The 25,320-nt window shown below is 68.2% G+C and carries 29 protein-coding genes; 16 read left to right on the top strand and 13 right to left on the bottom strand.

The features are described 5' to 3' along the window. Positions 1-156: 156 nt before the first annotated feature. On the bottom strand, positions 157-1,944 hold the full coding sequence (locus ACYR7D_RS10665) for an acetyl/propionyl/methylcrotonyl-CoA carboxylase subunit alpha (protein WP_459549446.1): 1,788 nt from the start codon (positions 1,942-1,944) through the stop codon (positions 157-159). A 317-nt stretch (positions 1,945-2,261) separates the two neighbouring features. Beyond that, a complete protein-coding gene (locus ACYR7D_RS10670; RefSeq protein WP_459549447.1) occupies positions 2,262-3,122 on the bottom strand; it encodes a sulfurtransferase in 861 nt (286 codons plus the stop codon). A gap of 168 nt (positions 3,123-3,290) precedes the next feature. Here ACYR7D_RS10670 and ACYR7D_RS10675 point away from each other — a divergent pair, with 168 nt between their 5' ends. Next, entirely contained in the window at positions 3,291-4,262 is a 972-nt protein-coding gene (locus tag ACYR7D_RS10675; protein WP_459549448.1) for a helix-turn-helix transcriptional regulator, read from the top strand. On the opposite strand, the gene ACYR7D_RS10680 is transcribed toward ACYR7D_RS10675, so the two are convergent. From ACYR7D_RS10680 to ACYR7D_RS10690, 3 genes are all read right to left on the bottom strand, one after another. Beyond that, positions 4,191-4,835: a Maf family protein gene (locus ACYR7D_RS10680; protein ID WP_459549449.1), complete on the bottom strand. Its 645-nt coding sequence runs from the start codon at positions 4,833-4,835 to the stop codon at positions 4,191-4,193. The two genes, ACYR7D_RS10675 and ACYR7D_RS10680, sit on opposite strands and share 72 nt — an antisense overlap. Positions 4,836-4,860: 25 nt before the next feature. Continuing rightward, complete coding sequence (locus ACYR7D_RS10685; protein ID WP_459549450.1) at positions 4,861-5,193, bottom strand: acyl-CoA carboxylase subunit epsilon; 333 nt, start codon at positions 5,191-5,193, stop codon at positions 4,861-4,863. A gap of 111 nt (positions 5,194-5,304) precedes the next feature. Next, entirely contained in the window at positions 5,305-6,945 is a 1,641-nt protein-coding gene (locus tag ACYR7D_RS10690) for an acyl-CoA carboxylase subunit beta (protein WP_459549451.1), read from the bottom strand. A gap of 259 nt (positions 6,946-7,204) precedes the next feature. Between ACYR7D_RS10690 and ACYR7D_RS10695 the strand changes: the two genes are divergently transcribed. The 5 genes from ACYR7D_RS10695 (at position 7,205) to ACYR7D_RS10715 (ending at position 10,882) form a co-directional block, all read left to right on the top strand. Beyond that, on the top strand, positions 7,205-7,384 hold the full coding sequence (locus ACYR7D_RS10695) for a hypothetical protein (protein ID WP_459549452.1): 180 nt from the start codon (positions 7,205-7,207) through the stop codon (positions 7,382-7,384). Between the two features lie 63 nt (positions 7,385-7,447). After that, positions 7,448-8,245, top strand: coding sequence for a biotin--[acetyl-CoA-carboxylase] ligase (locus tag ACYR7D_RS10700; RefSeq protein ID WP_459549453.1), 798 nt, complete (start codon positions 7,448-7,450; stop codon positions 8,243-8,245). Between the two features lie 63 nt (positions 8,246-8,308). Further along, a complete protein-coding gene (locus ACYR7D_RS10705; RefSeq protein WP_459549454.1) occupies positions 8,309-8,821 on the top strand; it encodes a PH domain-containing protein in 513 nt (170 codons plus the stop codon). Positions 8,822-8,892: 71 nt separating this feature from the next. Beyond that, complete coding sequence (locus tag ACYR7D_RS10710) at positions 8,893-9,570, top strand: response regulator transcription factor (protein WP_459549455.1); 678 nt, start codon at positions 8,893-8,895, stop codon at positions 9,568-9,570. Between the two features lies 1 nt (position 9,571). Further along, positions 9,572-10,882 carry a sensor histidine kinase gene (locus tag ACYR7D_RS10715; RefSeq protein ID WP_459549456.1) on the top strand — a complete coding sequence of 437 codons (1,311 nt, stop codon included), beginning with the start codon at positions 9,572-9,574 and terminating at the stop codon, positions 10,880-10,882. Positions 10,883-10,910: 28 nt separating this feature from the next. Here the strand turns inward: ACYR7D_RS10715 and ACYR7D_RS10720 are convergent, their stop codons facing one another. After that, a complete protein-coding gene (locus tag ACYR7D_RS10720; protein ID WP_459550114.1) occupies positions 10,911-11,432 on the bottom strand; it encodes a GtrA family protein in 522 nt (173 codons plus the stop codon). 114 nt (positions 11,433-11,546) lie between these two features. On the opposite strand from ACYR7D_RS10720, the gene ACYR7D_RS10725 reads away from it, so the two are divergent. The 6 genes from ACYR7D_RS10725 (at position 11,547) to ACYR7D_RS10750 (ending at position 17,729) form a co-directional block, all read left to right on the top strand. Beyond that, positions 11,547-12,719 carry a 5-(carboxyamino)imidazole ribonucleotide synthase gene (locus tag ACYR7D_RS10725; protein ID WP_459550115.1) on the top strand — a complete coding sequence of 391 codons (1,173 nt, stop codon included), beginning with the start codon at positions 11,547-11,549 and terminating at the stop codon, positions 12,717-12,719. Beyond that, the gene (purE, locus tag ACYR7D_RS10730; protein WP_459549457.1) at positions 12,712-13,239 is read left to right on the top strand and encodes a 5-(carboxyamino)imidazole ribonucleotide mutase; all 528 of its coding nucleotides are present in this window, start codon (positions 12,712-12,714) and stop codon (positions 13,237-13,239) included. The genes ACYR7D_RS10725 and purE overlap by 8 nt, the downstream gene beginning before the upstream one ends. A 157-nt stretch (positions 13,240-13,396) precedes the next feature. Next, positions 13,397-14,641, top strand: a complete 1,245-nt coding sequence (locus ACYR7D_RS10735; protein WP_459549458.1) for a cytochrome P450 family protein — start codon at positions 13,397-13,399, stop codon at positions 14,639-14,641. A 33-nt stretch (positions 14,642-14,674) separates the two neighbouring features. Beyond that, positions 14,675-15,373 carry a TetR family transcriptional regulator gene (locus ACYR7D_RS10740; RefSeq protein ID WP_459549459.1) on the top strand — a complete coding sequence of 233 codons (699 nt, stop codon included), beginning with the start codon at positions 14,675-14,677 and terminating at the stop codon, positions 15,371-15,373. Positions 15,374-15,486: 113 nt separating this feature from the next. Continuing rightward, the gene (locus ACYR7D_RS10745) at positions 15,487-16,647 is read left to right on the top strand and encodes an acyl-CoA dehydrogenase (protein ID WP_459549460.1); all 1,161 of its coding nucleotides are present in this window, start codon (positions 15,487-15,489) and stop codon (positions 16,645-16,647) included. A gap of 230 nt (positions 16,648-16,877) precedes the next feature. Then, entirely contained in the window at positions 16,878-17,729 is an 852-nt protein-coding gene (locus tag ACYR7D_RS10750; RefSeq protein ID WP_459549461.1) for a hypothetical protein, read from the top strand. Positions 17,730-17,756: 27 nt separating this feature from the next. Here ACYR7D_RS10750 and ACYR7D_RS10755 read toward each other — a convergent pair whose 3' ends face one another. Next, positions 17,757-18,224 carry a hypothetical protein gene (locus tag ACYR7D_RS10755; protein WP_459549462.1) on the bottom strand — a complete coding sequence of 156 codons (468 nt, stop codon included), beginning with the start codon at positions 18,222-18,224 and terminating at the stop codon, positions 17,757-17,759. 96 nt (positions 18,225-18,320) lie between these two features. After that, on the bottom strand, positions 18,321-18,920 hold the full coding sequence (locus tag ACYR7D_RS10760) for a TetR/AcrR family transcriptional regulator (protein WP_459549463.1): 600 nt from the start codon (positions 18,918-18,920) through the stop codon (positions 18,321-18,323). 62 nt (positions 18,921-18,982) lie between these two features. Here ACYR7D_RS10760 and ACYR7D_RS10765 point away from each other — a divergent pair, with 62 nt between their 5' ends. Continuing rightward, positions 18,983-19,420, top strand: coding sequence for a VOC family protein (locus ACYR7D_RS10765; RefSeq protein ID WP_459549464.1), 438 nt, complete (start codon positions 18,983-18,985; stop codon positions 19,418-19,420). Between the two features lie 71 nt (positions 19,421-19,491). Here the strand turns inward: ACYR7D_RS10765 and ACYR7D_RS10770 are convergent, their stop codons facing one another. After that, entirely contained in the window at positions 19,492-20,319 is an 828-nt protein-coding gene (locus tag ACYR7D_RS10770; RefSeq protein WP_459549465.1) for an SDR family NAD(P)-dependent oxidoreductase, read from the bottom strand. Positions 20,320-20,390: 71 nt separating this feature from the next. Here ACYR7D_RS10770 and ACYR7D_RS10775 point away from each other — a divergent pair, with 71 nt between their 5' ends. After that, positions 20,391-20,828: a winged helix-turn-helix transcriptional regulator gene (locus ACYR7D_RS10775; RefSeq protein WP_459549466.1), complete on the top strand. Its 438-nt coding sequence runs from the start codon at positions 20,391-20,393 to the stop codon at positions 20,826-20,828. Positions 20,829-20,891: 63 nt separating this feature from the next. Further along, positions 20,892-21,218 (top strand): divalent-cation tolerance protein CutA, encoded by a 327-nt coding sequence (gene cutA, locus ACYR7D_RS10780; protein WP_459549467.1) that lies wholly within the window; start codon positions 20,892-20,894, stop codon positions 21,216-21,218. Between the two features lie 42 nt (positions 21,219-21,260). Here cutA and ACYR7D_RS10785 read toward each other — a convergent pair whose 3' ends face one another. From ACYR7D_RS10785 to ACYR7D_RS10795, 3 genes are all read right to left on the bottom strand, one after another. Continuing rightward, a complete protein-coding gene (locus tag ACYR7D_RS10785) occupies positions 21,261-21,626 on the bottom strand; it encodes a GNAT family N-acetyltransferase (RefSeq protein WP_459550116.1) in 366 nt (121 codons plus the stop codon). Then, positions 21,589-22,947: an FAD-binding oxidoreductase gene (locus ACYR7D_RS10790; RefSeq protein WP_459549468.1), complete on the bottom strand. Its 1,359-nt coding sequence runs from the start codon at positions 22,945-22,947 to the stop codon at positions 21,589-21,591. Before ACYR7D_RS10790 ends, ACYR7D_RS10785 begins: the two co-directional genes overlap by 38 nt. 63 nt (positions 22,948-23,010) lie before the next feature. Then, positions 23,011-24,000, bottom strand: a complete 990-nt coding sequence (locus ACYR7D_RS10795) for an NAD(P)/FAD-dependent oxidoreductase (protein ID WP_459549469.1) — start codon at positions 23,998-24,000, stop codon at positions 23,011-23,013. A gap of 180 nt (positions 24,001-24,180) precedes the next feature. On the opposite strand from ACYR7D_RS10795, the gene ACYR7D_RS10800 reads away from it, so the two are divergent. Beyond that, positions 24,181-24,681: a GtrA family protein gene (locus tag ACYR7D_RS10800; RefSeq protein ID WP_459549470.1), complete on the top strand. Its 501-nt coding sequence runs from the start codon at positions 24,181-24,183 to the stop codon at positions 24,679-24,681. On the opposite strand, the gene ACYR7D_RS10805 is transcribed toward ACYR7D_RS10800, so the two are convergent. Then, positions 24,678-25,319 carry a Type 1 glutamine amidotransferase-like domain-containing protein gene (locus ACYR7D_RS10805; RefSeq protein ID WP_459549471.1) on the bottom strand — a complete coding sequence of 214 codons (642 nt, stop codon included), beginning with the start codon at positions 25,317-25,319 and terminating at the stop codon, positions 24,678-24,680. The two genes, ACYR7D_RS10800 and ACYR7D_RS10805, sit on opposite strands and share 4 nt — an antisense overlap. Position 25,320: the final 1 nt, after the last annotated feature.

Genomic DNA, 25,320 nt, shown 5'->3' on the forward strand with positions numbered 1-25,320 from the left:
GTCGCGGATCACCTCCGCGACCGCCGGTGATACTGGATTCACCAGGTCACCATATGCCGGAGCGGATGGCGATCATCGATCGCGCATCCGCTCCGGTGTTCGGCTGTTGTCGGCCCGGCCGCCGCGGATCCGTTCGTGGCGGCGCCGCGAACGGACCTACTTGATCTCGGCCAGTACGGTGCCCTGGGTGATGGCGGCACCGGGCGCCACGTTCAGGCCCGTCACCACACCCGCCTTGTGCGCGTTCACCGGGTTCTCCATCTTCATGGCCTCGAGCACCGCGATCAGATCGCCCGCTTCGACGGTCTGGCCTTCCTCGACGGCGACCTTCACCACGGTGCCCTGCATCGGCGCGGTGACCGCGTCACCGGAAGCGGCACCACCGCCCGCACCGCCTCGTTTACGCGGCTTCGGCTTCTTGCGCACGCCACCGGCCGCGGGCGCGCCCGCGCCGACCGAGAACTGGCCCGGCAGCGATACCTCGACCCGGCGGCCGCCGACCTCGACCACGACCTTCTGCCGCGGCAGGTCCTCGTCGTCCGCGGCGGCACCGCCACCGTCGAACGGTTCGACGGTGTTCTTCCACTCGGTTTCGATCCACTTGGTGTAGACATCGAACGATTCACCGTCGCCGACGAAGGCGGGGTCCTCGACGATCGCCCGGTGGAACGGGATCACCGTGGCCAGGCCCTCCACGCGGAACTCGGCGAGCGCGCGCCGCGCCCGCTCCAGCGCCTGGGTGCGGTTCTCCCCGGTGACGATCAGCTTGGCGAGCATGGAATCGAACTGGCCGCCGATGACACTGCCGGCCACCACGCCGGAGTCCACGCGCACGCCCGGGCCGGTCGGCTCGGAGTACACGGTGACCGGGCCGGGGGCGGGCAGGAAGTTGCGGCCCGCGTCCTCGCCGTTGATCCGGAACTCGAAGGAGTGCCCGCGCGGGGTCGGATCCTCGGTGATCTCGAGCTTCTCGCCGTTGGCGATCCGGAACTGCTGGCGCACCAGGTCGATACCGGAGGTCTCCTCGGTAACCGGGTGTTCGACCTGCAGGCGGGTGTTGACCTCGAGGAAGGAGACGGTCTCACCCTGCACCAGGTATTCCACGGTGCCGGCACCGTAGTAGCCGGCCTCCTTGCAGATCCGCTTGGCGGAGGCGTGGATCTCGGCGCGCACCGCGTCGGACAGGAACGGGGCCGGGGCCTCCTCGACCAGCTTCTGGAAGCGGCGCTGCAGCGAGCAGTCGCGGGTGCCCGCGACGATCACGTTGCCGTGCTTGTCGGCCAGGACCTGAGCCTCGACGTGGCGGGCCTTGTCCAGGTACTGCTCGACGAAGCATTCGCCGCGGCCGAAGGCGGCGACCGCCTCGCGGGTGGCCGATTCGAACAGTTCGGGGATCTCCTCGATGGAGTGGGCGACCTTCATCCCACGTCCGCCGCCGCCGAAGGCCGCCTTGATCGCGACCGGCACGCCGTACTTCTTCGCGAACTCCACGACCTCGTTCGCGTCTTTCACCGGGTCCTTGGTGCCCGCGGCCATGGGCGCCTCGGCGCGCTCGGCGATATGGCGGGCGGTGACCTTGTCACCCAGATCGCGGATGGACTGCGGAGACGGGCCGATCCAGATGAGCCCGGCGTCGATGACGGCCTGGGCGAAGTCGGCGTTCTCGGAGAGGAAACCGTAACCGGGGTGGATGGCGTCCGCGCCGGACTTGGCGGCGGCGTCCAGGATCTTGTCGAAGACCAGGTACGACTCGGCCGAGGTCTGCCCGCCCAAGGCGAAGGCCTCGTCGGCGAGCTCGACGAAGGGCGCGTCGGCATCGGGTTCCGCGTAAACCGCGACACTGCCGAGACCGGCGTCCTTGGCCGCCCGGATAACGCGCACGGCAATCTCGCCTCGGTTAGCTACGAGTACCTTCGTGATCCGCGCGCTGGCATGGCTGGGCACTGAGCCTCCTGTTGCAATCTCTCTGGGTCGCTGTGCGGGATGGGCCGTGCTTCGGCTCCGCTCCCGCGGATCGGGGTCGCCGGTCCGGTCGGAAAGGATCGGATCGCTTCGTGGGCTCCGCTTCCGTGGGTTCGGATCCGCTGCGCGGGCTCCGCGCCCGTGGTCGACACTTTCTCTCGGGGGAGTGTAGGCAGTCTGCCAACAAAGGCGGAACCCGGATAGCCCTACCGGAGAGTAGGTAACAGATCACACTCCCTTCCGACCGGCGGGTGTGGTAGCCGTCCGTACACCGGAAGTCGTTTCGTCCGAGGGTGTTCTCAACGCGCCCCGGTGGCGATCGGCATACGCACCGAATTCCCCCATTCCGTCCAGGAACCGTCGTAGTTGCGCACCGATTCGCAGCCGAGGAGATAGGACAGCACGAACCAGGTGTGGCTGGACCGTTCGCCGGCGCCGCTGTAGACGATCAGCGGCCCCGCGTCCGAGAGGTCGCCGTACACCTCCTCCAGTTCGGCCCGCGGCCGGAAGCGGCCGTCGGGTCCGAGGGCACGGGTCCAGGGAATGTTGACCGCGGTCGGGATATGACCGCCACGCAGCGCTCCGGTGGTGCCGGGCTCGCCGGGGAATCCCGCGTACTCCTGCGGCGAGCGCACATCCACCAGCGGTGCGCCCAGGCGCTCCAGAACCTCTTCGCGGAACGCCCGCACGGTCGAATCGTCGCGTTCGACCTGCGGATAAGAGCTGCGGGCCGGCTCCGGGGTTTCGAATACGGTATCGCGCGATTCGGCGATCCAGGCGTCGCGGCCGCCGTCCAGCAGCCGGACGTCGGCGTGGCCGAACATGGTGAAAACCCACAGTGCGTGTGCGGCATGCGAGTTACCGTCGTTGCCGTACAACACGACGGTGTCGTCGCGTTCGATGCCCTGGGAGCGCATGAGTTCGGTGAATCGATCACCGTCGATATAGTCACGGGTCACCGGGTCGTCGAGATCGCTGCGCCAGTCGAGCTTGCTGGCCCCGGGAACATGGCCTATGCCGTAGAGGAGGACGTCGGCATTACATTCGATGATCTTCAAACCGGGCGTGCCGAGGTTTGCCGACAGCCATTCCGTGGTTACCAAACGGTGTGGGCAAGCATAGGAGCCGAAGGCGGCACAGGGGTCCGGGGCGACGGGCACGTTCAGGATCCTTCAGAGGAGACGGGCAGTGCTGACGACAGGTTCGGGGCGCACTGTGGATAGTAAGTGTGACTTGACGTGAACTTGTTGCAGAGCACAGAGTCGGTGCAATGGGCGTTTTAGGCGCACATATCTCCGATAAAGTCTCCCGGAAGGAGGGGGTGAGCTATGTCTGATTCTTGGCCGCGGCGGCGCCTGCTCGCGATCCTCCGCAGCGCGAACGAACCCCTCGACGCCCAGCAACTGGCTCAGATGACCGGTCAGCACGTCACGACGGTGCGGTTCCATCTCGATATTCTCACCCGGGAATCGCTGGTCCGGCAGTTCCAGCAGCCGCCGCGTGGTCGCGGCCGGCCGCGGATCGGCTACCGGGCGGTGCAGCGCACCATCGGATACCAGGACCTGGCCCAGGTGCTGGCCGACCAGCTGGGACCGGACCCGGACCGGCAGGCGGCGGCGGGCCTGGCCGCGGGCCGGGCGTGGGGCGGCAAACTGGATACGGCCGGGGAGCCGATCGAGTCGGTGCGCGATGCGAAGGAGCGGATCGTCTCGCTGATGTCGGAACTGGGTTTCGCCCCCGAACGCGACGGCCGGGAGAGCGCCGCGCGTGATCCGGAGGACGGTACGGTGATCCGGCTGACGGCCTGCCCGCTGCGCGATCTGGCGCGTACCCACACCGAGGTGGTCTGCGGGGTGCATCGGGGGCTGCTCGCCGCGCTGCTGGAGCGCAACGGCGCGGCCGGCAGGGTGGAGGCCGAGCTGGCGCCGTTCGTGGCGGAGGATGTCTGTGAGGTGCGGTTGCGTCGCACGGCTTCCGGGCCGGGTAGTCCGCCCACGGAACCCCCGCTCACCGCCGCGGCGCGCGTACAGCCGGAACCGGGCCGCATCGATCCGGCGGCGGGCCGGGCCGCGCGGATGTCGCGGGCGTCCGGGCAAACGGTACCGCCGGGCAGCCAGCTGCCGCCCGCTTCCGCGGCCGTGGACGAGGAACCGCTTCCGGCGACCACCGGGCCGCTGGTGCCGTCCGCTCGTCAGCAGGGAGGGCGGCTCTTCCGGACCACGCAGCCCTCAGGCGTGACCGGCCCACAGAGCGGCGATCCCGACACCCACTTCCTGGAGCAGCCGGCGCAGCAGTGGTAGGCCGATACCCACCACGCTGGAGGGATCGCCGTCGATCCGGTCGACGAACCAGCCGCCCAGTCCGTCGAGGGTGAACGCGCCCGCCACCTGCAGCGGTTCACCCGTGGCGATATAGGCGTCCAGTTCGGCCGGATCGGGCTTGCCGAAGTGCACCGTGGTGGCGCTGCAGTCGGTCGCCTCGGCGGTGACGGCGCCGTCTCGCACGCGGAGCACACAGTGGCCGGTCATCAGATCCGCGTGGTGACCCGCCATGGCCTGCCAACGGGCCTGCGCCACCTCGGGGGTATGGGGTTTGCCCTGGAGGACGCCGTCGATCAGCAGCATCGAATCGCATCCGACCACCACCAGGTCGGTGCCGGGCCCGGGTGTTTCACCGGCCAGGGCACCGGCGACGGCCCGGGCCTTGGCCCGGGCCAGTTCGACGACCACCTTCCGGGGCCCGGTGCCGGCGGGGAGCGCGGCCGCTACCGCGTCCTCGTCCACATCCGATACCCGGACCAAGGGTTCGATACCGGCGGCGCGCAGCACCGACCGGCGGGCGGGTGACGCGGACGCGAGAACCAGCCGGGTCACGTGTGGAGATCTCCTGGGTTCGATGTCAGAAGCGCAGATGCGAGAGCTGCGGATAGGAATACGGCGAGAAGGGGGAGCTACCGCGATGCAGCAGGGTGGGCCGGCCCCACAGGTCCTGCGGCCCGGGATCGGCGGGCGCCGAGGCCGCCGCGGCGGCAGCGGTGAAGACACAGACCAGCGCGGCGATCTCGGCGTCCGTCGGCGCGCCCTTCTCGATCACGAGGAACGGTTGCTGATCCCCGGTCGTCGCGGCGGCGGTGCTCGCGCCTGCCTCGTCCGCGGTATCGGCCGCCAGATCGCCGGTGGCGAGGTCCAGTTCGGCTGCGGCCAATACTTCTTCTTCTGCCACAATCGTCACAGTGCCAGGTCCTCTCTCTTGCCTCGATCGGGCGCGCGTGGCCGGGACCGATCGTCTCTCACCGAGCGCGTACCCGAAATCGGGGTGCGGCCTACTGAGCGTATCGCCGGATCACAGTGGGATGTTGCCGTGTTTCTTCGGGGGCATGGTCACTATCTTCCGTTCCAGCAGCCGCAGCGCGGACACGATCTGGCCGCGAGTATGCGACGGCGGAATGACCGCGTCCACGTAACCGCGCTCCGCGGCGACGTACGGATTGACCAGAGTGTCCTCGTACTCGTTCTGCAGTTCCAGGCGGAGTTTGTCCACGTCGGCGCCCTCGCGGGCGGCTTCGGCCAGCTTCTTGCGGTACACGAAACCGACCGCACCGGAAGCGCCCATCACGGCGATCTGGGCGGTGGGCCAGGCCAGGTTCACATCGGCACCCATATGCTTGGAACCCATGACGTCGTAGGCGCCGCCGTAGGCCTTGCGGGTGATGATCGTGATTTTGCCCACAGTGGCCTCGCCGTAGGCGTAGAGAAGCTTGGCGCCGCGCCGGATGATGCCGTTGTACTCCTGGTCGGTACCGGGCAGGAAGCCGGGCACATCCACGAGGGTGATGATCGGGATATTGAAGGCATCGCAGGTGCGCACGAAGCGCGCGGCCTTCTCCGAGGCATCGATATCGAGGCAGCCGGCGAACTGGGTCGGCTGGTTGGCGACGATCCCGACACTACGGCCGTCGACCCGGCCGAAACCGATGATGATGTTCATCGCGCGCTCGGCCTGGACCTCGAGGAACTCGTCGTCGTCGAGCAGCCGCCGGATGACCTCGTGCATATCGTAGGGCTGATTCGGCGAATCCGGGATCAGCGTATCGAGTTCGAGATCCTCTTCGGTGAGCGAATCCTCGAGCGCGCCGGTGATCGGGTCCGAGGCCGGGTACCGCGGCGCCTCCGCCCGGTTGTTGCTGGGCAGGTAGGACAGCAGATCTTTGACGTAGTCGAGCGCGTCCTGTTCGCCGGAGGCGACGTAGTGCGCCGTTCCCGACTTCGCCATATGGGTGTGGGCGCCGCCCAGCTCCTCCATGGTGACCTCTTCACCGGTGACCGTCTTGATGACGTCCGGTCCGGTGATGAACATCTGGCTGGTCTGATCGACCATCACCACGAAATCGGTCAGCGCGGGGGAGTACACGTGGCCGCCCGCGGCCGCGCCCATGATGAGCGAGATCTGCGGGATCACCCCGGAGGCCTGGATATTGCGGTGGAAGATCTCGCCGTAGAGGCCGAGCGAGACGACGCCCTCCTGGATGCGCGCGCCCGCGCCGTCGTTGATGCCGATCAGCGGGCGGCCGGTCTTGAGTGCCAGGTCCATGACCTTGACGATCTTCTCGCCGTACACCTCGCCGAGGCTGCCGCCGAAAACCGTGGAGTCCTGGCTGAAGATGCAGACCTCGCGGCCGTCGATGGTACCGTAGCCGGTCACCACGCCGTCGCCGAGCGGGCGCTGCTTGTCCAGGCCGAAGTTGACGCTGCGGTGCCGGGCCAGGGCGTCGAGTTCGACGAAGGAGTCCTCGTCGAGCAGGGCGAGGATGCGTTCGCGGGCGGTCATCTTGCCCTTGGCGTGCACCTTGTCGACCACGGCCTCACCCATCGGGTGCTTGGCCTCTTCGAGTCGATTCCGCAGGTCAGCCAGTTTGCCGGCGGTGGTGTGGATATCGGGCGCACCTGCCGAATCCGGCGTGGGCTGCTGCTGGACACTCGTCATGGCTCGGAGTGTAACCAGAGCGGTACCGCCCTGTTAACCCACATCTGGCTACTGATGAGTAGATCGCTGTGGAGAAAACCCCAGGTGGGTCAGTCGTCGCTGGTCCATATGTGTACCACGAATCGCGGTGGTGACCATTCCCAACGATGGCGGGTGTGGGGTTCGCGCGGCACCGGCAATCAAATCGCTTTCGCATCGACTGCGTGCGCAATACCCTTGCGGCAGGCCACTTCGGAAGTGGAGAGGGGAGGGGCCTGCTATGTGGCATTGGACAACTCGCACAGGTGAGTTTCCGGAAGCCGTCGCGTTCACCCGCCGGGCAGCCGAGCCCGAGCCGGCGATCACCGAAACCCGGGCCGGTGCCGAACAGGCCGAGATCACGGACTCCGAGCACGCCGATGGTGGCGTAGATCTCATGTGCTACGAGCTGGCCGGATAGCCGGACGGTACCGGCGGGCGCCCCGCCGGGGGTGCCCGCCGGTACCGTCAGTACCCTGCCCTGGTGCAGAGGCCACCGTTGGACGTCGAACATCTACGACGATCGCTGACCGCTCGCCCGGAGCTCTCACTGTTCACGGGAGTGGACGTCGTCGAATCGACCGGTTCCACCAACGCGGATCTGATCGCACGTGCCGCCGATCCGGAAGTGGACGGCGCGGTACTGCTGGCGGAAGCGCAGGAGCGCGGTCGCGGCCGACTGGCGCGGGCCTGGGCGAGTCCCCCGCGCGCCCAGATATCGCTGTCGGTGCTGCTCCGGCCCGAGGGGGCCGAACCCGCGGCGCTGGGCTGGCTCCCCCTGCTCACCGGTATCGCGGTGGTGGATGCGCTGCGCTCGACCGCGCGGGTGCCCGCGGCCCTGAAATGGCCCAACGACGTGCAGATCGAGGGCCGTAAAACAGCCGGAATCCTCGCCGAGGTGGCCGGCGGCCCCCGGCCCGCCGTCGTCGTGGGTGTCGGCCTGAACGTGAGCCTCACCGCCGATGAACTACCGGTCCCGCATGCCACCTCGCTCACCCTGGCCGGCGCCGCCGAGACCGACCGCACGACCCTGGTGCTCGCCCTGCTCACCGAGTTCGCCCGCCGCTACACCACCTGGCGTGATTCGGGCTGGGACAGCGCTGTCCTGGCCCCCGCCTACCGTGACCGCTGCGCCACCCTGGGCTCCCGGGTGCGTGCCGAACTCCCCGGCGGAAGAACCCGCACGGGTATCGCCCGCGATATCGATTCGCAGGGCCGGCTCCTCATAGACGACGAGCCGGTGGCCGCCGCCGATATCACCCACCTCCGCCCCACCGACTGAAAGGCCCGCTCTTTCGGCAGCGCAAATGCACCTCTGCGCATTTTCGCGGGGTAAAGTGCGGCAATGGGTTATCCGGAGGAAGTGCTGGCGCCCGACGAAGAGCTGATCCTGCACACCCACCCGCATTGGAAGATGCTGCTGGGGCCCATCGCCACGCTCGTCCTCACGACAGCTGTGGCCGGTTTCCTCGGTGGGCTCGTATGGCGTGCCGTGGACCCGGGCATCAGATCGGTGCTGTTGATCGTGATCCTGGTCGTCTGGCTGGCCGTGCTGGCCTGGCGTTGTGTGGGCCCGATCCTGAGCTGGAAGACGACACATTTCATCGTCACCGATCGGCGAGTGCTCGTCCGTGAGGGCATCGTGACCCATAGCGGGATCGATATTCCGATGAGCCGGATCTCGAGTGTGCAGTTCCGGCACGGGCTGATCGACCGCATGTTCGGCACCGGTGAGCTGATCATCGGCTCCTCATCCGAGGAGCCCCTCGAGTACGCCGATATCCCCCGGGTCGAGCAGATCCATGCCCTGCTGTACCACCAGGTTTTCGAGGCCTCACCGCGGCACGGCGTGTACTGAACGCGCCACCCGCGCGGGTGTCCGGTCGCGAGCCCCGAGGCGGCGGGCCCGCGGACCGTAATCTGGTCGCTATGACCGCCGTACTGCTGGGCGAAGACGACGAGGCCATTGCCGCGCCGCTCTCACGAGCCCTGGGCCGCGAGGGATACACGGTAACCGTGGAGAGTTTCGGTCCCGCCGTATTGGACCGGGCGCTGGAGGGACACCATGATCTGTTGATCCTCGACCTCGGACTGCCGGGAATGGACGGGTTGGAGGTGTGCCGTCAGGTACGCGCCCGCGGCGCCGAAATGGCGGTGCTGATGCTGACGGCCCGGACCGACGAGGTGGATTTCGTGGTGGGGCTGGATGCGGGGGCGGACGACTACGTGGGCAAACCGTTCCGGCTCGCCGAGTTGCTGGCCCGGGTGCGCGCGCTGTTGCGGCGCAGCGGTATCGGCGACGATACCGTGGAGGTCGGCGGAATCAGGCTGGAGCCGGCGGCGCGCCGGGTACTGGTCAACGGGGTCGAGGTCGGTTTGGCGAACAAGGAGTACGAGCTGCTCAAAGTACTGATCGATCGGGCCGGCCAGGTGGTGCCGCGGGAGACCATCCTGCGCGAGGTGTGGGGTGACGCCGAACTACGCGGTTCCAAAACCCTGGATATGCATATGTCCTGGTTGCGGCGCAAGATCGGCGACGAGGGCCCGATGGCGGAGCGTCGTATCGTCACCGTGCGCGGTGTGGGCTTCCGGTTGAACACCGACTGACGTGCGGCGCCGGATTCTGCGGTCGATGCTGACCGTTCTGCTGCTGACCACTGTGGTCCTCGGGGTACCGCTCACCTATACGGCGTGGCTGTGGGTGGAGGACATCACCCGCAACGATCTGCGCGGCCGGCTGGAGTTGATCGCCGCGGAGGTGATCGGCCAGGAGCGCGGCACCGGTGTGGTGCGTGGCGGGCTGGATCTGCGCACCGTGCAACCGTTGGTTCCGGAGGGCGGCCGGCTCACCGTCGTGTACCCGGCGCCGGGGGACAACGCGGCCCAGGTCGAGGTGGGCGCGGATACGGTGAACGACCCGCTGGTGGAGTCCCTGTCGATGGGGACCGACGGTTCGCTGCGGCTCGAGGTGCCCGCCACACCGATGAAGGCCCGCCAGCGGCAGGCGGTGGCCGGGGTGGCCCTCGCGGTGGCGATCTCGCTGGGGGCGGCGATCACCGTCGCCATCGTGACCGCGCGCCGGGTCGCCGACCCGATCCGGGATGTGGCGGCTCGCGCCGCCCGGCTCGCGATGGGTGATTTCCGCCCGGATCCCCGCCGGCACGGGATCGCCGAACTGGACCGGGTGTCGGATGTACTCGATTCCGCCACGGTCGAGATCGCGGGACGGTTGCAGCGGGAGCACGCGCTGGTGGCCGATGTCTCGCATCAGCTGCGCAGCCGGCTGACGGCGGTCCGCCTGCGGCTGGACGAGTTGTCCGCGCATACCGATCCGGATGTGGTGCACGAGGCGGAGGAGGCGATGGCACAGGTGGATCGCCTCACCGAGGCCATCGACGATCTGGTGCGGGCATCGCGGCACGAGGACGCCACCGACCGGGACCCGGTACCGGTGATGGACGAACTGCGCGGGATCGTCGCCGAATGGACCCATCCGTTCCGGGAAGCCGGCCGCACCCTGGACCTCACCGGTGACGAGTCGCTACGCGCGCCGATCACCGGTTCCCGGCTCCGTGAGGCCGTAACCGTACTGGTCGACAACGCATTGATGCACGGTGGCGGCACCTGCACGGTTTCGGTGCGCACAGTGCGGCCGGGGCAGGACCGGGAACCGCTGGTGTGTGTGCAGGTGGCCGACGAGGGGGAAGGGGTCAGCGACGAGCTGGCACCGCATATCTTCGACCGCGGTTTCTCCGGCGCCGGGTCCACCGGTGTGGGTCTGGCGCTGGCCCGGGCACTCATCGAAGCCGACGGTGGGCGGTTGGAATTGCAGCGGCGCCGTCCCGCGCTGTTCGCGGTGTTCCTCGGCAAACCGCTGGCGGCCCGGGCGGAGCCCCGGGCGATGGGGGAGCCGCGGTGAAACGGGGAAGCGAGCGAGCCGGCGCGATTCAGCGGCCGAGGCGCCGGTGGTGTTCCCCTTCCACGTACTCCTCCAGTTCCTCGAGCATCTGATCGACCTCGTCGGGGAAGACCCAGCGTCGCATGGCCCAGAACCGGAAGGCCATCTGCAGCAGGTTGCCGATGATGTAGGCGCTGATGAAGTCGGCGATGTTCTCCACCATGAAGCTGACCGTGGGCTGGTGCAGCTGGAAGATGTAGCGGGAGGCGTAGAGCGGGAGGAAACTGAGCACCACCCCCACACCGCTGACCACGAAGAACAGCAGCGCCTCGTGATGGCGTTCCCGTCCGCCGCGGTTCTTGAACGACCATTCGCGGTTCAGGATGTAGGAGGCGATCACCGCGATGACCCCCGCGATGATTTTCGCGGTGATCGGTTTCTCCGCCAGAACGGTCCACTTCAGGACGTAGAAGATCCCGCTGTCGATGACGAAGGTGGTCGCGCCGACAATGGCGAACTTGATGAGCTCGCGGTTCCGGAAGGCGATCTCCTGGAGGGGCTGCGGGAGCATACGCACCGCATCGTCGACGAATGACACAAGGTCCGAGCATACCGGCAGCCGCTGTTCCCGCAGGACGTGACAGTATTGACCGACGTGAACGCACGTAGTTTCGACCCTGCCGCGATGCCGACCGTCGCCATGATCGGCGGCGGCCAATTGGCGCGGATGACGCATCAGGCGGCGATCGAGCTGGGGCAGCGGCTCCGGGTGCTCGCCGAACGCCCGGATGATCCGGCGGCCCAGGTCAGCCCCGATGTGGTGCTCGGCAGCCATACCGATCTGGACGCCCTGCGCCGGGCCGCCACCGGAGCGCACGCGCTGACTTTCGATCACGAGCACGTCCCGACCGAACATCTGGAGGCGCTGGTCGCCGAGGGGGTGAATGTCCTTCCGCCGCCGGGCGCGTTGCGCTACGCCCAGGACAAGCTGGCCATGCGCCGGGAACTGTCCGCGCGCGGTCTCCCGGTACCCGCGTTCGCCGTGGTCGAGACCGAGGCCGACGCGGTGCGGTTCGGGGACGAACACGGCTGGCCGATCGTGCTGAAGGCGATCCGCGGTGGGTACGACGGGCGCGGGGTGTGGATGCCGGCCGGTGCCGAGGAGGCGGGCAAGATCGCCGTCGAACAGCTGGGCGCTGGTGTGGCGCTGCTGGCCGAGGTGCGGGTACCACTGAAGCGGGAGCTTTCGGCCATGGTGGCCCGCTCGCCGTACGGGCAGGCCGCGACCTGGCCGGTGGTGGAGACGGTGCAGCGGCACGGTCAGTGCGCCGTGGTGATCGCGCCCGCTCCGGATCTCGCCGAGGAGGTGGCCGCCGAGGCCGAGGAACTCGCACTGCGGCTGGCCGCCGATCTGGGTGTGGTCGGGGCGATGGCGGTGGAACTGTTCGAGACCGTCGACGGCCGGTTGCTGATCAACGAGCTGGCCATGCGCCCGCACAACTCGGGGCACTGGGGGATGGACGGTGCCCGCACCGGTCAGTTCGAACAGCATCTGCGCGCGGTGCTCGACTATCCGCTCGGCGATACCAGCCCGCTGGTTCCGGTGACCGTGATGGCGAATATCCTCGGTGCGCCCGAGGCGCCCGCCATGTCGATGGACGAACGGTTGCACCATCTGTTCGCCCGGATGCCGGACGCCAAGGTGCACCTGTACGGCAAGGGCGAACGACCGGACCGCAAGATCGGGCATGTGAACGTGCTCGGCGACGAGGTCGCCCGGGTACGGGAACGAGCCGAGCGCGCGGCGCACTGGATGTCGCACGCGGTATGGACCGATGGATGGGACCCGCATGAGTGACGTGGTGACAGGTAGTGTTCCGGGCTCCCCGGCGGTCGGATTGATCATGGGCAGCGATTCCGACTGGCCGACCATGGAGGCGGCGGCCGAGGCGCTGGCCGAGTTCGGGATCCGGTTCGAGGTCGGCGTGGTCTCCGCGCATCGCACCCCGCAGCGCATGCTCGACTACGCCCGGGATGCCGCCGGCCGGGGACTGCGGGTGCTCATCGCCGGAGCGGGCGGCGCGGCGCATCTACCCGGAATGGTCGCCTCCGCGACCCCGCTCCCGGTGATCGGGGTACCGGTGCCGTTGAAATACCTGGACGGTATGGATTCGCTGCTGTCCATCGTGCAGATGCCCGCCGGGGTGCCGGTGGCCACCGTGTCCATCGGCGGCGCGCGCAACGCCGGGCTGCTCGCCGCGCGGATTCTCGGCGCCCACGACGCCGATCTGCGCGCTCGGATGGAGCAGTTCCAGTCCGGACTGGAGACCATGGTGCTGGAGAAGGACGAGGCGCTGCGCAAGCGTTTGATGGGCTGAGCCGAGCTCGCCCGGAGCCGCTCTGCGGAGCACCGCGCCTGGAGCCGGGGGCGGCGCCGGGAACCCGTGGGGCTCGTCTCTCCACACTTGGGAGCAGCAGCGGTCGCGAAGGCTTACGATCGGCCCGGCGTATCGGGCGGCCGGGCAGGTTGGTGTGGTGGCGGAATTCCCTTTCGCGGCGGTGACCGCGAACGAATCGACCTTCGCCGAGCGCGACGAACTGTACCGGCGCCTGCACGAATGGCCCGAGCATTCCTATCGGCACGCGACGGGTCTGCGGATGATCTGGAAATACGACGATGTCCGCGCCCTCCTCGAGGCCACGTCGCCCGGTATATCGCGCACGAACGCGCTGGAACCACTGGTCGGCTACCCGCGGATCGCCGCGACCCCGCGCGCGATCCCACATCTGGTGCGTCATCTGTTGCCGTTGCCCGCCAAGGCGACCGCTGATCTGACCGACGAGCCGCTGCACAAACGGGTATGGGACACCATGGCCGGTCCGGGCGGACACTTCACGGTCCCGGCCGCGGACCGGTCGCGCCGCGCCGCCGAGCTGTCCGGGTATTTCCGTGCGGCCCTCACCGAATCGGGTGCGGACCACCGGACTCTCGATATCACCGCGCTGTCCGTCGACTACGCCACCCGGGTCACCGGTTCGGCGGTGGGTCTCCCGCCGGAGGAGTGGGGGCGGGTGGCGGTCTGGAGCGGAGCCCAGTCCGGGTTGCTGGGGCGCTGGATGCGCGGCCGGGAACTGGCCGGCGCGGTGGCGGCGCTGGGGCAGCTGTTCACGGTGAGCGGGCAGGCCGTCGATCACCAGTTGCGCACCGGGCGGGTGGGGTTCGCGTCCCGGCTGCGAGAGGCGGGGATCCCGCGACGGGTCGCGGTTTCGGCGGTGGCCAACTCCCTGGCGGCCGGGGTGCACACAGTGAGCGGAAGTATCCAGCAGGGCGTGCAGCGGTTGCTCAGCGCCGAGTACCGGCACTGGTGGGAGCTGTTGGCCGACCCGGGCGATTCGGCGCGGGTGGCGGCCAAGATTCTGCACTTGGATCCGGGCCTGGTGGCCTGGAAACGTCGTACCGTTCGCCCCGTCACCCTGCCCAGTGGGGTGGAGTTGCCCGCCGGCCCGGTTCTGGTGATGTTCGCGGCGGCCGATCGTGATCCCACGGCTTTCCCGGATTGTTTCGGCCTCGGTCGTGGCGGGAAGCTGCCGCTGACGTTCGGATTCGGGGCGCATATCTGTCCGGGGAAACAGTTGGCGACGTTGGCCGTGGAGGTATTCCTGCACGAGTTGTACGCGCTCGCTCCCGAGGCGCGGATGGCCGGGGAAGGGGCCACCCGACGTCCGCCCGATCTGCTGTTCAGCGGTGCCGACGTGGTCGTCGATACGGGCGGGCTCTGACGGTTGCGGTGTGCCGCTCGATACGGTGGCGCCATGGGCAACGAGGAAACCGTCCGCCGTACCGGCGGTGAGCTGGTCCGCTTCCGTCTCGGTGTCGTGGACGAGGCGCTGCGTTTGTTCGCGGATCAGGGGTACGAGGCGACATCGGTGGACGAGATCGCCGAGGCGGCCGGTATTTCGCGGCGTACGTTCTTCCGGCAGTTCCGGTCCAAGGAGGATGTGATCTTCGCCGATCACGAGGCACAGCTCGCCGCGGCGGCGGAGTATCTGGGGCAGGCGCAGATCGATCCTTGGGAGGCGGTGTGCGAGGCGGCGGTCCAGGTGTTCGAGCGGTTCACCCGGTGGCGGGATATCGCCGAGCGCCGTTATCACGTGGTGCGCCGGGTGCCGGCGTTGCGTGATCGGGAGATCGTCACGGTGTTCCGTTACGAGCGTCTGTTCACCGACTACTTGCGGGAGCGTTTGCCGGATTCCTCCGATCTGGCGCGGGTACAGTTCACGGCCGCGGTCACCGCTACGCACAACTATCTGCTGCGCCGGATGGTACGCGGTGAGTCGGCCGCGGGACCGGCCGATCTGCGGGCGGAGCTGAGTGCCATCCCGCGTGGCGGACGACACGCCGACGGTGACGAGGAGATGGTGGTGGCGGTCTTCCGGCGGGATCTCCCGGTCCGGCATATCGCCGACCTGTTGCAGCAGCGGCTGGGTAGTTTGCCGGAAGCCACAAGCTGATGGCACTGAGTGTCGACTTTCGTCCAGTGATCACTTGTGCTCAGGGGGTATAGTGGCCGTAGACCTGACACTGAGTGCCCGCTTGTGGCACGTGCGCAAACAGGAGCAACCCAATGGCGGGAAACCCGGATTTCGATCTTTTCAAGCTGGCGGACTTCCACGACGAGCTGCGTTCGGCCATCCGCGCTCTCTGTGAGAAGGAGATCGCCCCGTACGCCAAGGACGTCGACGAGCACGCGCGCTTCCCGGAGGAAGCGCTGACCGCGCTCAACGCCGCCGGCTTCAACGCCGTCCACGTACCCGAGGCCTACGGCGGCCAAGGCGCGGATTCGGTGGCGACCTGCATCGTCATCGAAGAGGTCGCCCGGGTCTGCGGCTCCTCCTCGCTCATTCCGGCCGTGAACAAGCTCGGCACCATGGGCATGATCCTGAACGGTTCCGAAGAGCTCAAGCAGAAGGTGCTGCCCGATATCGTCAACGGTGAGATGGCCTCCTACGCGCTGTCCGAGCGGGAGGCCGGTTCCGACGCGGCGAGTATGCGCACCCGTGCCCGCCGGGAGGGTGACGACTGGATCCTCAACGGCTCCAAATGCTGGATCACCAACGGCGGCAAATCGTCCTGGTACACCGTGATGGCCGTAACCGACCCCGACAAGGGTGCCAACGGTATCTCGGCGTTCCTCGTGCACAAGGACGACGAGGGCTTCGTCGTCGGCCCGCTGGAACACAAACTCGGCATCAAGGGCTCGCCGACCGCCGAACTGTACTTCGAGAACTGCCGCGTCCCCGGTGACCGCATCATCGGCGAACCCGGCACCGGTTTCAAAACCGCCCTGCAGACCCTCGACCACACCCGTCCCACCATCGGCGCGCAGGCCGTGGGCCTCGCCCAGGGCGCGCTCGATGCCGCCCTGGCCTACACCAAGGACCGCAAACAGTTCGGCACGGCCATCGCCGACTTCCAGAACACCCAGTTCATGCTGGCCGATATGGCGATGAAGATCGAAGCCGCGCGGCTCATGGTCTACACCTCCGCGGCCCGCGCCGAACGGGGCGAGAAGAACCTCGGTTTCATCTCCGCCGCCGCCAAATGCTTTGCCTCCGACGTGGCCATGGAGGTCACCACCAACGCGGTACAGCTCTTCGGTGGGGCGGGGTACACCACCGATTTCCCGGTGGAGCGGATGATGCGCGACGCCAAGATCACCCAGATCTACGAGGGCACCAACCAGATCCAGCGGGTCGTCATGTCCCGCGCCCTGCTCAAGGGGTAATTCTCCGGATCACGGCGCCCGGTCGGCGGCCTGGGAATCACTCCCGGGCCACCGCCGGGCCGGTTTGCCGGTCGTTCGAGGCGTTACCGCCGCAGAAGCGCTCACTCCCGCTCCGGATCCTCGAATCACGCTGCGGCGGAAACGGTCCGGGGATATCGTCGGTTGATGAGGGGATCGGTGGGAGAAGCGGCGTTCTGATGGTCAGCGGTGCCGTGCGAGCGTTTCATCGGGTGCTTGCCGGAACCCGGGAGTTCATTGTGGGCAACCGGGCGGTACGGGTTTCGGCGCTCCAGGGACACGCCGAGAAGGCACGCGCGGCAGCCGACCGTCACGAACGTGCGGATCGGCGGCTCGCCGCCGGAATCCGCAGTCCGGAATCTCCTCCGGGGAAAGGTGATGCGACCGCGGAGAATCCGCTACCGCAGCGGCCGGACAAGGCTCGGCCCGAGACGACCGGACTCGGTGCCGAGGTCGATCGATTGGCGGGTCTGTCGCCCACCCTGCAGCAGTTGCTCCGGGGGCTGAAGCGAAGTGGGTGGACGATAGCGTTCCGCGATATCGGTGGTGGGGCGTATGTGAAGCACAGTGACACCACGATCACGGTGGACAGCGGCACCCGCGACGATCCGGAAGAGCTCCTGCGCGTGCTGGCGCACGAGGCCGGACACGCGTACCCCTCGGCGTACAAGCCGCAGGAAATTCCGTACCACGGGCAAGGTCGTACCCGTTGGGTGCGTTCCAGTGCCTTCGAATATCTACGGGACGAGGGCGAAGCCGCGCTCGTGGAAGGCCGGGTCCTGCGCGAGGTCGCCGAGGCGGGCGGGCCTCGGTTGCGCCCTACCGGCCAGTTCGGTGCCGAGTACGAGAAGCATTACGCGCAGTATCGGCGCGGGGAGATGACTCGGGACGAAGCCCGGGACGAAAATGCCCACTATTACATGAGGGAGTATCGGAGCGGTCGTGGGGAGAACGGAACGCCGGAGACCTATCTGGCCCATTACGAGGCGATCTTCCACAGGGTTTTCGACAACGACCCGGGTATGCGGGATGCCCGGATGATGTTTCCCGAGGGAGAAGAGTGACCGGTGGCCCGGGATCCCCGGTCCGTATCAAGCCGTTGGATGCGGTTCCGGGGTCACGCGGCGGTGCAGGGCGAGGGAAGTCAGCGTCCCGGATTGCGCAGTGAGGTCGAGGAACAGCGTCGTATCGCCGATCTCCTCCTGAAACGACATCAGCCCTTCCGGGGGAACATGCGGCTCGAGCGTCATCCCCTGCCTCGGCAGCTCGAAGTATTCACGCAGTTCGCCGTGCGGGACGACGACCTCGGGCCGGACCGTCAACGCGACCAGATGCAGCGACACCGGTGAGCCGGGACGTGGTATCCGCAAGGTCAGTGTTTCGAACAGGCCGGTGCTCGGTCGGCCGGCGAACTCGCGCATATAGGGGTTCGAACAGGGGACCTCGCGCAGTTCGACAGCGCAGACCGCCGCGGCCGTGGCCGGATCGAAAGGGTTGCCGGCGGCGAGCAGCTGGTCGACCAGCGACCGTATCGCGGACGCCTGCGACGGATCGGCCATCGGGTTCCTTTCGGCGGTGTGGGAATCGAGTCGGTATCAGCATCGCCCAGGGCGTTCCGGGCCGCTACCGCCTGTGTGCCGGTGCGGCCGGCCCGCTTATCGTGGGGGTTCGGCGCGGAGGGACTGGAGGAGCCCACGCAGCGCGGTGCGAGTTTCGGTGAGGGCGTGGGGGTGGGTGGTGGAGGCGAGCCACAGCGCCGCTTCGTTCATGGCGCCGGACAGTAGATGGGTGAGGGGCTCGACCGGCTGGGGCGGGATGTCGCCCGCGTCGATCAGGGCGGTCAGCGCCTCGGCGAGGTGACGGGCCGAGGCCGCCTCGTCCATGGCGCGCCACTCCTGCCAGCCCAGGACCGCGGGGCCGTCGATCAGCATGATCCGCTGGATCTCCGGGGTGGTGCAGACGGTGAGGAAGGTTTCGCAGCCGGTGACGAGCTGGGCCCACGGGTCGGGCCGGGCGTCCGCGGCGGCGGCGACGCGCTCGCCGACCTCGGATTGAATATCGCCGAGGACCGCGCGGAACACGTCCAGTTTGCTGTCGAAATGATGGTAGAGCGCGCCCTTGGTGGTGCCCGCAGCCGCGACGATATCCGAAATGCTGACTGCGGCATAGCCTTTCGTGGCGAAGAGTTGTCTGCTCGCGCGCAGTAGCGTTCGGCGGGTCTGTTCCCGCTGCTGGGTTCGGAGCGAACCGGCCATGTCCACCTCTCATTGACATACCGACGGTATGCGAACTAGCTTAATTCGCATACCGCCGGTATGTGAAAATTCTGGAGGACACCATGGCACTCGGCAGTTTCTATCCTGTCGTCGGCACAACCTGTATCGCGCAGATGCGCGACTTCTATACCGGCTGGTTCGGCTTCGATATCACCTTCGAAGCGGACTGGTATGTCAGCCTGCGGCGCGTCCAGGGCGATCGTCATCACGAACTGGCCCTGCTCGACCCCACCCATCCGAGCGTTCCCGAGGGCTACCGCGAACCCGTCCAGGGTCTGCTGCTGAACTTCGAGGTCGACGATGTGGACGCCGAATGGGAGCGACTGGTCGTGCGGGGCGGATTGAAACCCGAACTCGAACTCCGTTCCGAGGATTTCGGTCAGCGGCATTTCATCGTCGCGGACCCGAGCGGGGTGCTGGTCGACGTCATCACCGAGATTCCGCCCGCCGGGGAGTATGCCGAGCAATACACGCGCTGAACCGGCCGGGAAAGCGGGGGATACGGACCGTCTCGGGCGCGCCTACGCCCCTGACGCCGGTGACCCGGGATTCAGGCCCGGGCGGCCAGGAGATCGGTGGTGAGCCGTGCCAGGCGCCGGGCATCGCCCGGATCGAGTGTGGGCAGTGACAGATCCAGGATGCGCCCGCGGTCGACAGCGGTGAGAGGCGCGGCAGGTGGATTATCGATGAAACCGTGCAGGGGCCGGATCGATTCGAGTACGGGTCGCGCGGCGAACGTAGCGAGGAAACGGATCGCGGTCCTGGGGAAGAAACCGAGTGGGGACAGGTCACCACTCTTGGTGAATCCCGGGTGATAGAGAACGAACGCGACCTTTCCGCCGTGCTCCTCGGCGAACGACACTCCCAGCAGATCGTTGGCGCGACCGGCTTGTATCTGGGCGCGGACCACACTGTAGCCGCGGCTGAAGTGCGGATCGTCCCAGCGGACCGCGCCTTTCGTCACCCCGACACCGGCGACGCTCACGATCACCGGCCGTGGGCTGTTCTCCAGTAGCGGCGCCAGCTCGTGCGACAGCAGGTAACGGCTCAGGTAATACAGTGCGAAGGTGTACTCGAACCCGTCGGCGGTCCGGATTCTTCGCGGGGCCGTTCGATTGGCGAAGAGCAGCAGAGCGTCCACCACGTCGTACGCGGTACCTATCTCGTGGACCACCCGCTCGACCTCCGCCACCGAACTCAGGTCGGCGCGCAGGAAAAGCAGTCGATCCGCGTCGGGCCCGGCGGCCGCCGCGAGAGATTCCCCTTTACCCGGATTGCTGCCGATCGCCACGACCCGGTCACCTCCGGCGAGCCGTTCGAGCGCGAGGGCGCGGCCCATCCCGTCCGTAGCGCCGCTGATAACAATGGTTTTGGACATCACACCTCCATAGAACCGGCTGTCGTTCCCATCTTCGGCAGCCACCGCCGGAAGCGAAAGAAGGCACTTCTATGTCCGGTACGCACACGCCTGTGCCCTCCCTCGTCGCGGTCGGCCTGCCCACACCGGTGCCGGTCGCGGAGCACCAGTCGTGCCCGGTCTCAGGGCTGATGAGTCGTATCGGTGACAAATGGTCCCTGATCGTGATCGCGCTGCTGGCCGCGCGCCGCTATCGCTACAACGAGTTGCACCGCTCGATCGAGGGCATCAGCCAGCGCATGCTCACCCGGACACTGCGCGTGCTCGAAGACGACGGACTCGTCGATCGCGTCGTCCACCCGAGCGTCCCTCCCGCCGTGGAGTACGGGCTCACCCCACTGGGCGAAACGCTGCTGGTCCCACTATCAGCGCTCGCCGACTGGGCGGTGACCCACGCGGGCGAGCTGTCCGCCGCGCGAGCGACCCGTATCGCCGGAACCGCGGGGCACGACTCCGCGCCGATGCGGTGATCAGCGCCGGAGTCCGGGGACGGTGGTGCCGCGGGCGCGCCCGGACTCGTGGATCATGTAGCCGTGAGCGATACCGATCTTGTGGACGTGACCATCAGCGGACCCGACGAGGAATGGCTGGCGGAGTTCACCCGCCGGCTGGTCTCGGACCGCCTGGCGGCGTGCGGGAACATCTTTCCCGATATCCGGTCGATCTACCGGTGGGAGGGTGCGGTGGAGGATGCGTCGGAAGCGGTGGTCGTGCTGCACACCCGTGCCGCACTGGTGCCCGAGATCATCGAGCGGGCCAATACCGAACACCCCGATGAGGTACCGCAGGTGGTCGCGGTACCGGTGGCGGGGGTGAACCCGGCCTACGGGCAGTGGGTCCTGGACGAGACGATCGACTGAACCCGGCCCGGCCGCTCCACCCTCGTCGCGGGAACGAACCGGTCAGCGGTGGACCAGATCCGCGTATTCGGGGTTGCGGCCGATGTATTCGTCGACGTACCAGCAGGTGGCGAGGACCGAATAGCCGGCATCGCGGGTTTCGTCGAGGGCGTACTTCACCACCTGGCCCGCGACACCGCGGCCCCGGAACTCCGGGAACGTGATGGTGTGGTGGAAGTTGCGGACCTTCGGGCTCTCGGTTTCCGCGTAGTCGGCATACCCGGCCAGGGCGCCGTCGAGATAGATCTCGAAACGTGTGTCGGCGGCATTGTGGCGGAGTTCGGTGGTCACGTTCTGTGGAACCTCCCGGGGGGTGGGCTTTGTTCCGAGGTCACACCATCGCGCCCGGGTTGAGGATGCCGTGCGGATCGAGGGCGTCCTTGATCCGGCGGGTCAGCTCCATCACCTCGGGGCCGACCTGTTCCGGCAGCCACGCCTTCTTGAGACGGCCGACACCGTGTTCACCGGTGATGGTGCCGCCGAGCGTGATGGCCAGCTCCATGATCTCGCCGAAGGCGCGATGCGCGCGTCCGGTCTCGTCGGGGTCGGTGGGGTCGTGCACGATCAGCGGGTGGGTGTTGCCGTCCCCGGCGTGGGCGATCACCGAGACGGTGACGTCGTTGCGGCGGGCGATCGCGGCGATACCGGTCACCAGGTCGCCGAGGCGTGGCAGCGGCACCCCCACATCCTCGAGCAGCAGCGGACCCAGCCGTTCCACCGCGGGGATGGCGTAGCGCCGGGCGGCGGTGAACGCCTCGCCTTCCGCGGGGTCGGCGGTGTGGAAGGCCTCGGTGGCGCCCGCGGCGCGGCAGGCTTCGAGCATGATCTCCGCTTCGTGGGCGGCGTGCTCACCGGGCGCGTCGGACCGCGCGACCAGCAGTGCCGCGGCCTGCCGATCCAGACCCATGCGGAGTTCGTCCTCGACGGCGTTGATGGCGACCGAGTCCATGAACTCCAGCATCGCCGGGCGCAGCGCGCCGGTGATGGCGAGAATGGCCTCGATAGCGCCGGTGAGGGTGGCGAACGAGGCGACCACCGTGCTCTGAGCGGGCTGCGCGGGCAGCAGCCGCAGGGTGAGTTCGGTGATGACGCCGAGGATGCCCTCGCTGCCGACGAACATCTTGGTCAGCGACAGCCCCGCCGTGTCCTTCAGCCGGGGGCCGCCCAGCCGCACCACGGTGCCATCGGCCAGCACCACTTCCATACCGAGCACATAATCGGTGGTCACCCCGTACTTCACGCAGCACAGGCCGCCCGCGTTGGTGGCCGCGTTGCCGCCGATGGAACAGATCTCGAACGAGGACGGGTCCGGGGGATACCACAGCCCGTGCTCCGCCACCGTCCGCTTGACCTCGGCGTTGAGCAGCCCCGGCTGTACCACGGCGGTGCGTGTCACGGCGTCGACCCGGATGGCGCGCATCCGCTCGGTGCTGAGCACGATCCCACCGTCGACCGCGGTGGCGCCGCCGGACAATCCGGAGCCGGCGCCCCGCGGTACCACCGGCACCCGGTGCTCATGCGCCCAGCGCAGGGTCGCCGACACATCGGCGGTGTCGGTCGCGCGGACCACCGCGGCGGGTGTCCCGGCCGCGGGATCCTTGGCCCAGTCCTGCCGGTACCCGACGAGGACATCGGGGTCGGTGAGTACGGCTCTGTCGGGCAGTCGATCGATCAATTCGCGCAGGTCCACGCCCCAACGCTAGTCGTCCGGCCCGTGCGGCGGAGGCGGCCCGCCGGGAAACAGGGGCGCTGATCAGTCGGCGCCCGGCCGCGCGCCGGTCGTCGTGAGACCGGCGCGGTGGCCGGCGACGGCGCGGGTGACCTCTTCCTCCACCAGGTCCGCGTTGATCTGGGCGCCCGCGAACGCACCCGCCGCGGCGGCCGCGCCGACCTGCGCGGAGAGATCGGTGACATTGCCCGCGGCCCAGACGCCCGGTACTTCGGTGCGCCCGGTGGTATCGGCCGCGATATAGCTGCCGATACCGGCGGGATGATCGGTGGCGGTCAGTCCGAGGCCGTCCAGGAAAGCGGACCGGGCCACCATTCGGGAGGTCAGGGCGACAACGGCGCGGGCGACCACAGTGCCGTCGGCGAGCCGGATACCGGTGAGCCGGCCCCCGTCCGCTTCGATCCCGGCGATCTCCCCGTTCACGATGCGGATATCGCGCGCGACCAGCCGTTCGGCGTCCTCCTGGGTGAGGTCGGGCCCCGTGTGGGCGAAGAACACCACATCGTCGCTCAGCTGCCGGAACAACTGGGCCTGATGCGTCGACATCGGTCCGGTGTTCAGTACGCCGATCGCGCGATCGCGAACCTCCCAGCCGTGACAGTACGGGCAGTGCACCGCATCGTGGCCCCAGTGTTCGCGCAGGCCCGGGATATCCGGTAGCTCATCGATCAATCCGGTGGTCACCAGCAACCGGCGTGCGCGTAGCGTGCGCCCGTCGCTCAAGGACACCGTGAAACCGTCGCCGTCCCGGGTTGCCGCCACGATCTCCCCGGTCATCACCTGCCCGCCGTAGGCGCGGACCTCGGCTCGGCCGCGTTCCACGACTTCGGCCGGCGGCATTCCGTCGCGGGCCAGCAGTCCGTGGACGCCTTCGGCGGGTGCGTTACGCGGCTGCCCGTTGTCGATCACCGCTACGGATCGGCGCGAACGGGCCAGCATGAGCGCGCCGTTGAGCCCGGCCGCCCCACCGCCGGCCACCACCACGTCGTAGGCGTTTTCCAGTCGATCGGTCACCTTGACCACCTCCTCGGTGCCGACTATCCGCGACCCGTGGAGTAATCGGCAAGTTATATTGCTGAAATGGCAATTCGGAGCGGGGGCGCGCCGGATGGTGGCCGGCCCTCGAACGGCCGCCGGACCGCGGGTTCGCCGGCCGCTCATCTCCGCTTCATCTACTCCTGCGACGCTGGCCGTGTGCAGGGCCCGGCGAGGAACGTCGAAACAGGGGCGAACCGTTTCGCCCGGTGGTGCGCGACCGTGGTAGCCCGACTGCCCTGGGGTCTGAATCGGGTGGTCGCACCGACCTTCCTCGGGTTCGCGCTGATCAACAGCTGCACGTTCGGTGTCGACCTGCTGATCCTCACCGGGCTGCGCAGTGGGTTCGGGCTACCGGGGTGGTTATCGGTCACGGTGGGCTATATCTGTGCTTTCGCGCTGGCCTTCTACCTCAACCGCACGCTCAACTTCCGCTCCCGGGCCCCGGCCGGGCGCCAGCTGACCGTCTATACAGCGGTGGTGGTGCTCAACTACCTCGCCTTCATCCTGGGTGTCGGGGCCGGGCTCGCCGCGCTCGGCGTCCAGTACCACCTGGCGCGATTGTCGGCCGGTGCCTGCGAAGCGGTGTACATGTACGCGGCCATGCGCTGGGTGGTGTTCCGGCGGCGCGCGACAGTGGTACGGGCAGCCGCGAACTAGCCGGTGTAACAGCGCGTTCCCCGGGCGTCACAGACGACGGCATCGGCATCGGTGAGGGCCCAGTGGGCCACGCCGGCGGCGCGGTGGCGCGCGGCGAGCGCGTTCCCCGTGGCCTCCGGATCGGTGGGTGAATCGATATGTGGCACGATCGGGCGGTCCACGAGCCCCAGACCTTCCCAGATGGGCTCGATTCCGCAGGTGGGCGGCACCTCCGCCGGATCATCGGAGAGCTCCAGGCCGCGCAGATCCGGGCACAGCAGACAGGCCCCCGCGCTGTAGCCCGCGTAGGCCAGCGCGTCCGCGGCCAGCAGTTCCGGCAGGACTCGGTCCGCACCGCTGCGCGCGAACTGGGCCCGCAGGACGAAAGTATTGCCCCCGCGCACCCATACCGCCGGAAACCGGCGCAGCCGCGCCGCCAACTCGGCCGGACGACCGATGTACTCGCGGAGATCCACTTCCTGCGGGGCGAACCCCAGTGCACGTAACGGGACCAGCTCACTGGTCACCGCGGCCGCGCGGGCCTGCGGCCACGAATCACAGGCATTGGCGATCACGGCGAGGGGCCCCGGTGTGCCCACCAGCGCGGCGAACCGGTCGTAGTGGGCGCCGAAACGGTAGCTGGACAGGAACAGTCGCACC

This window comes from Nocardia sp. X0981 (assembly GCF_977089955.1).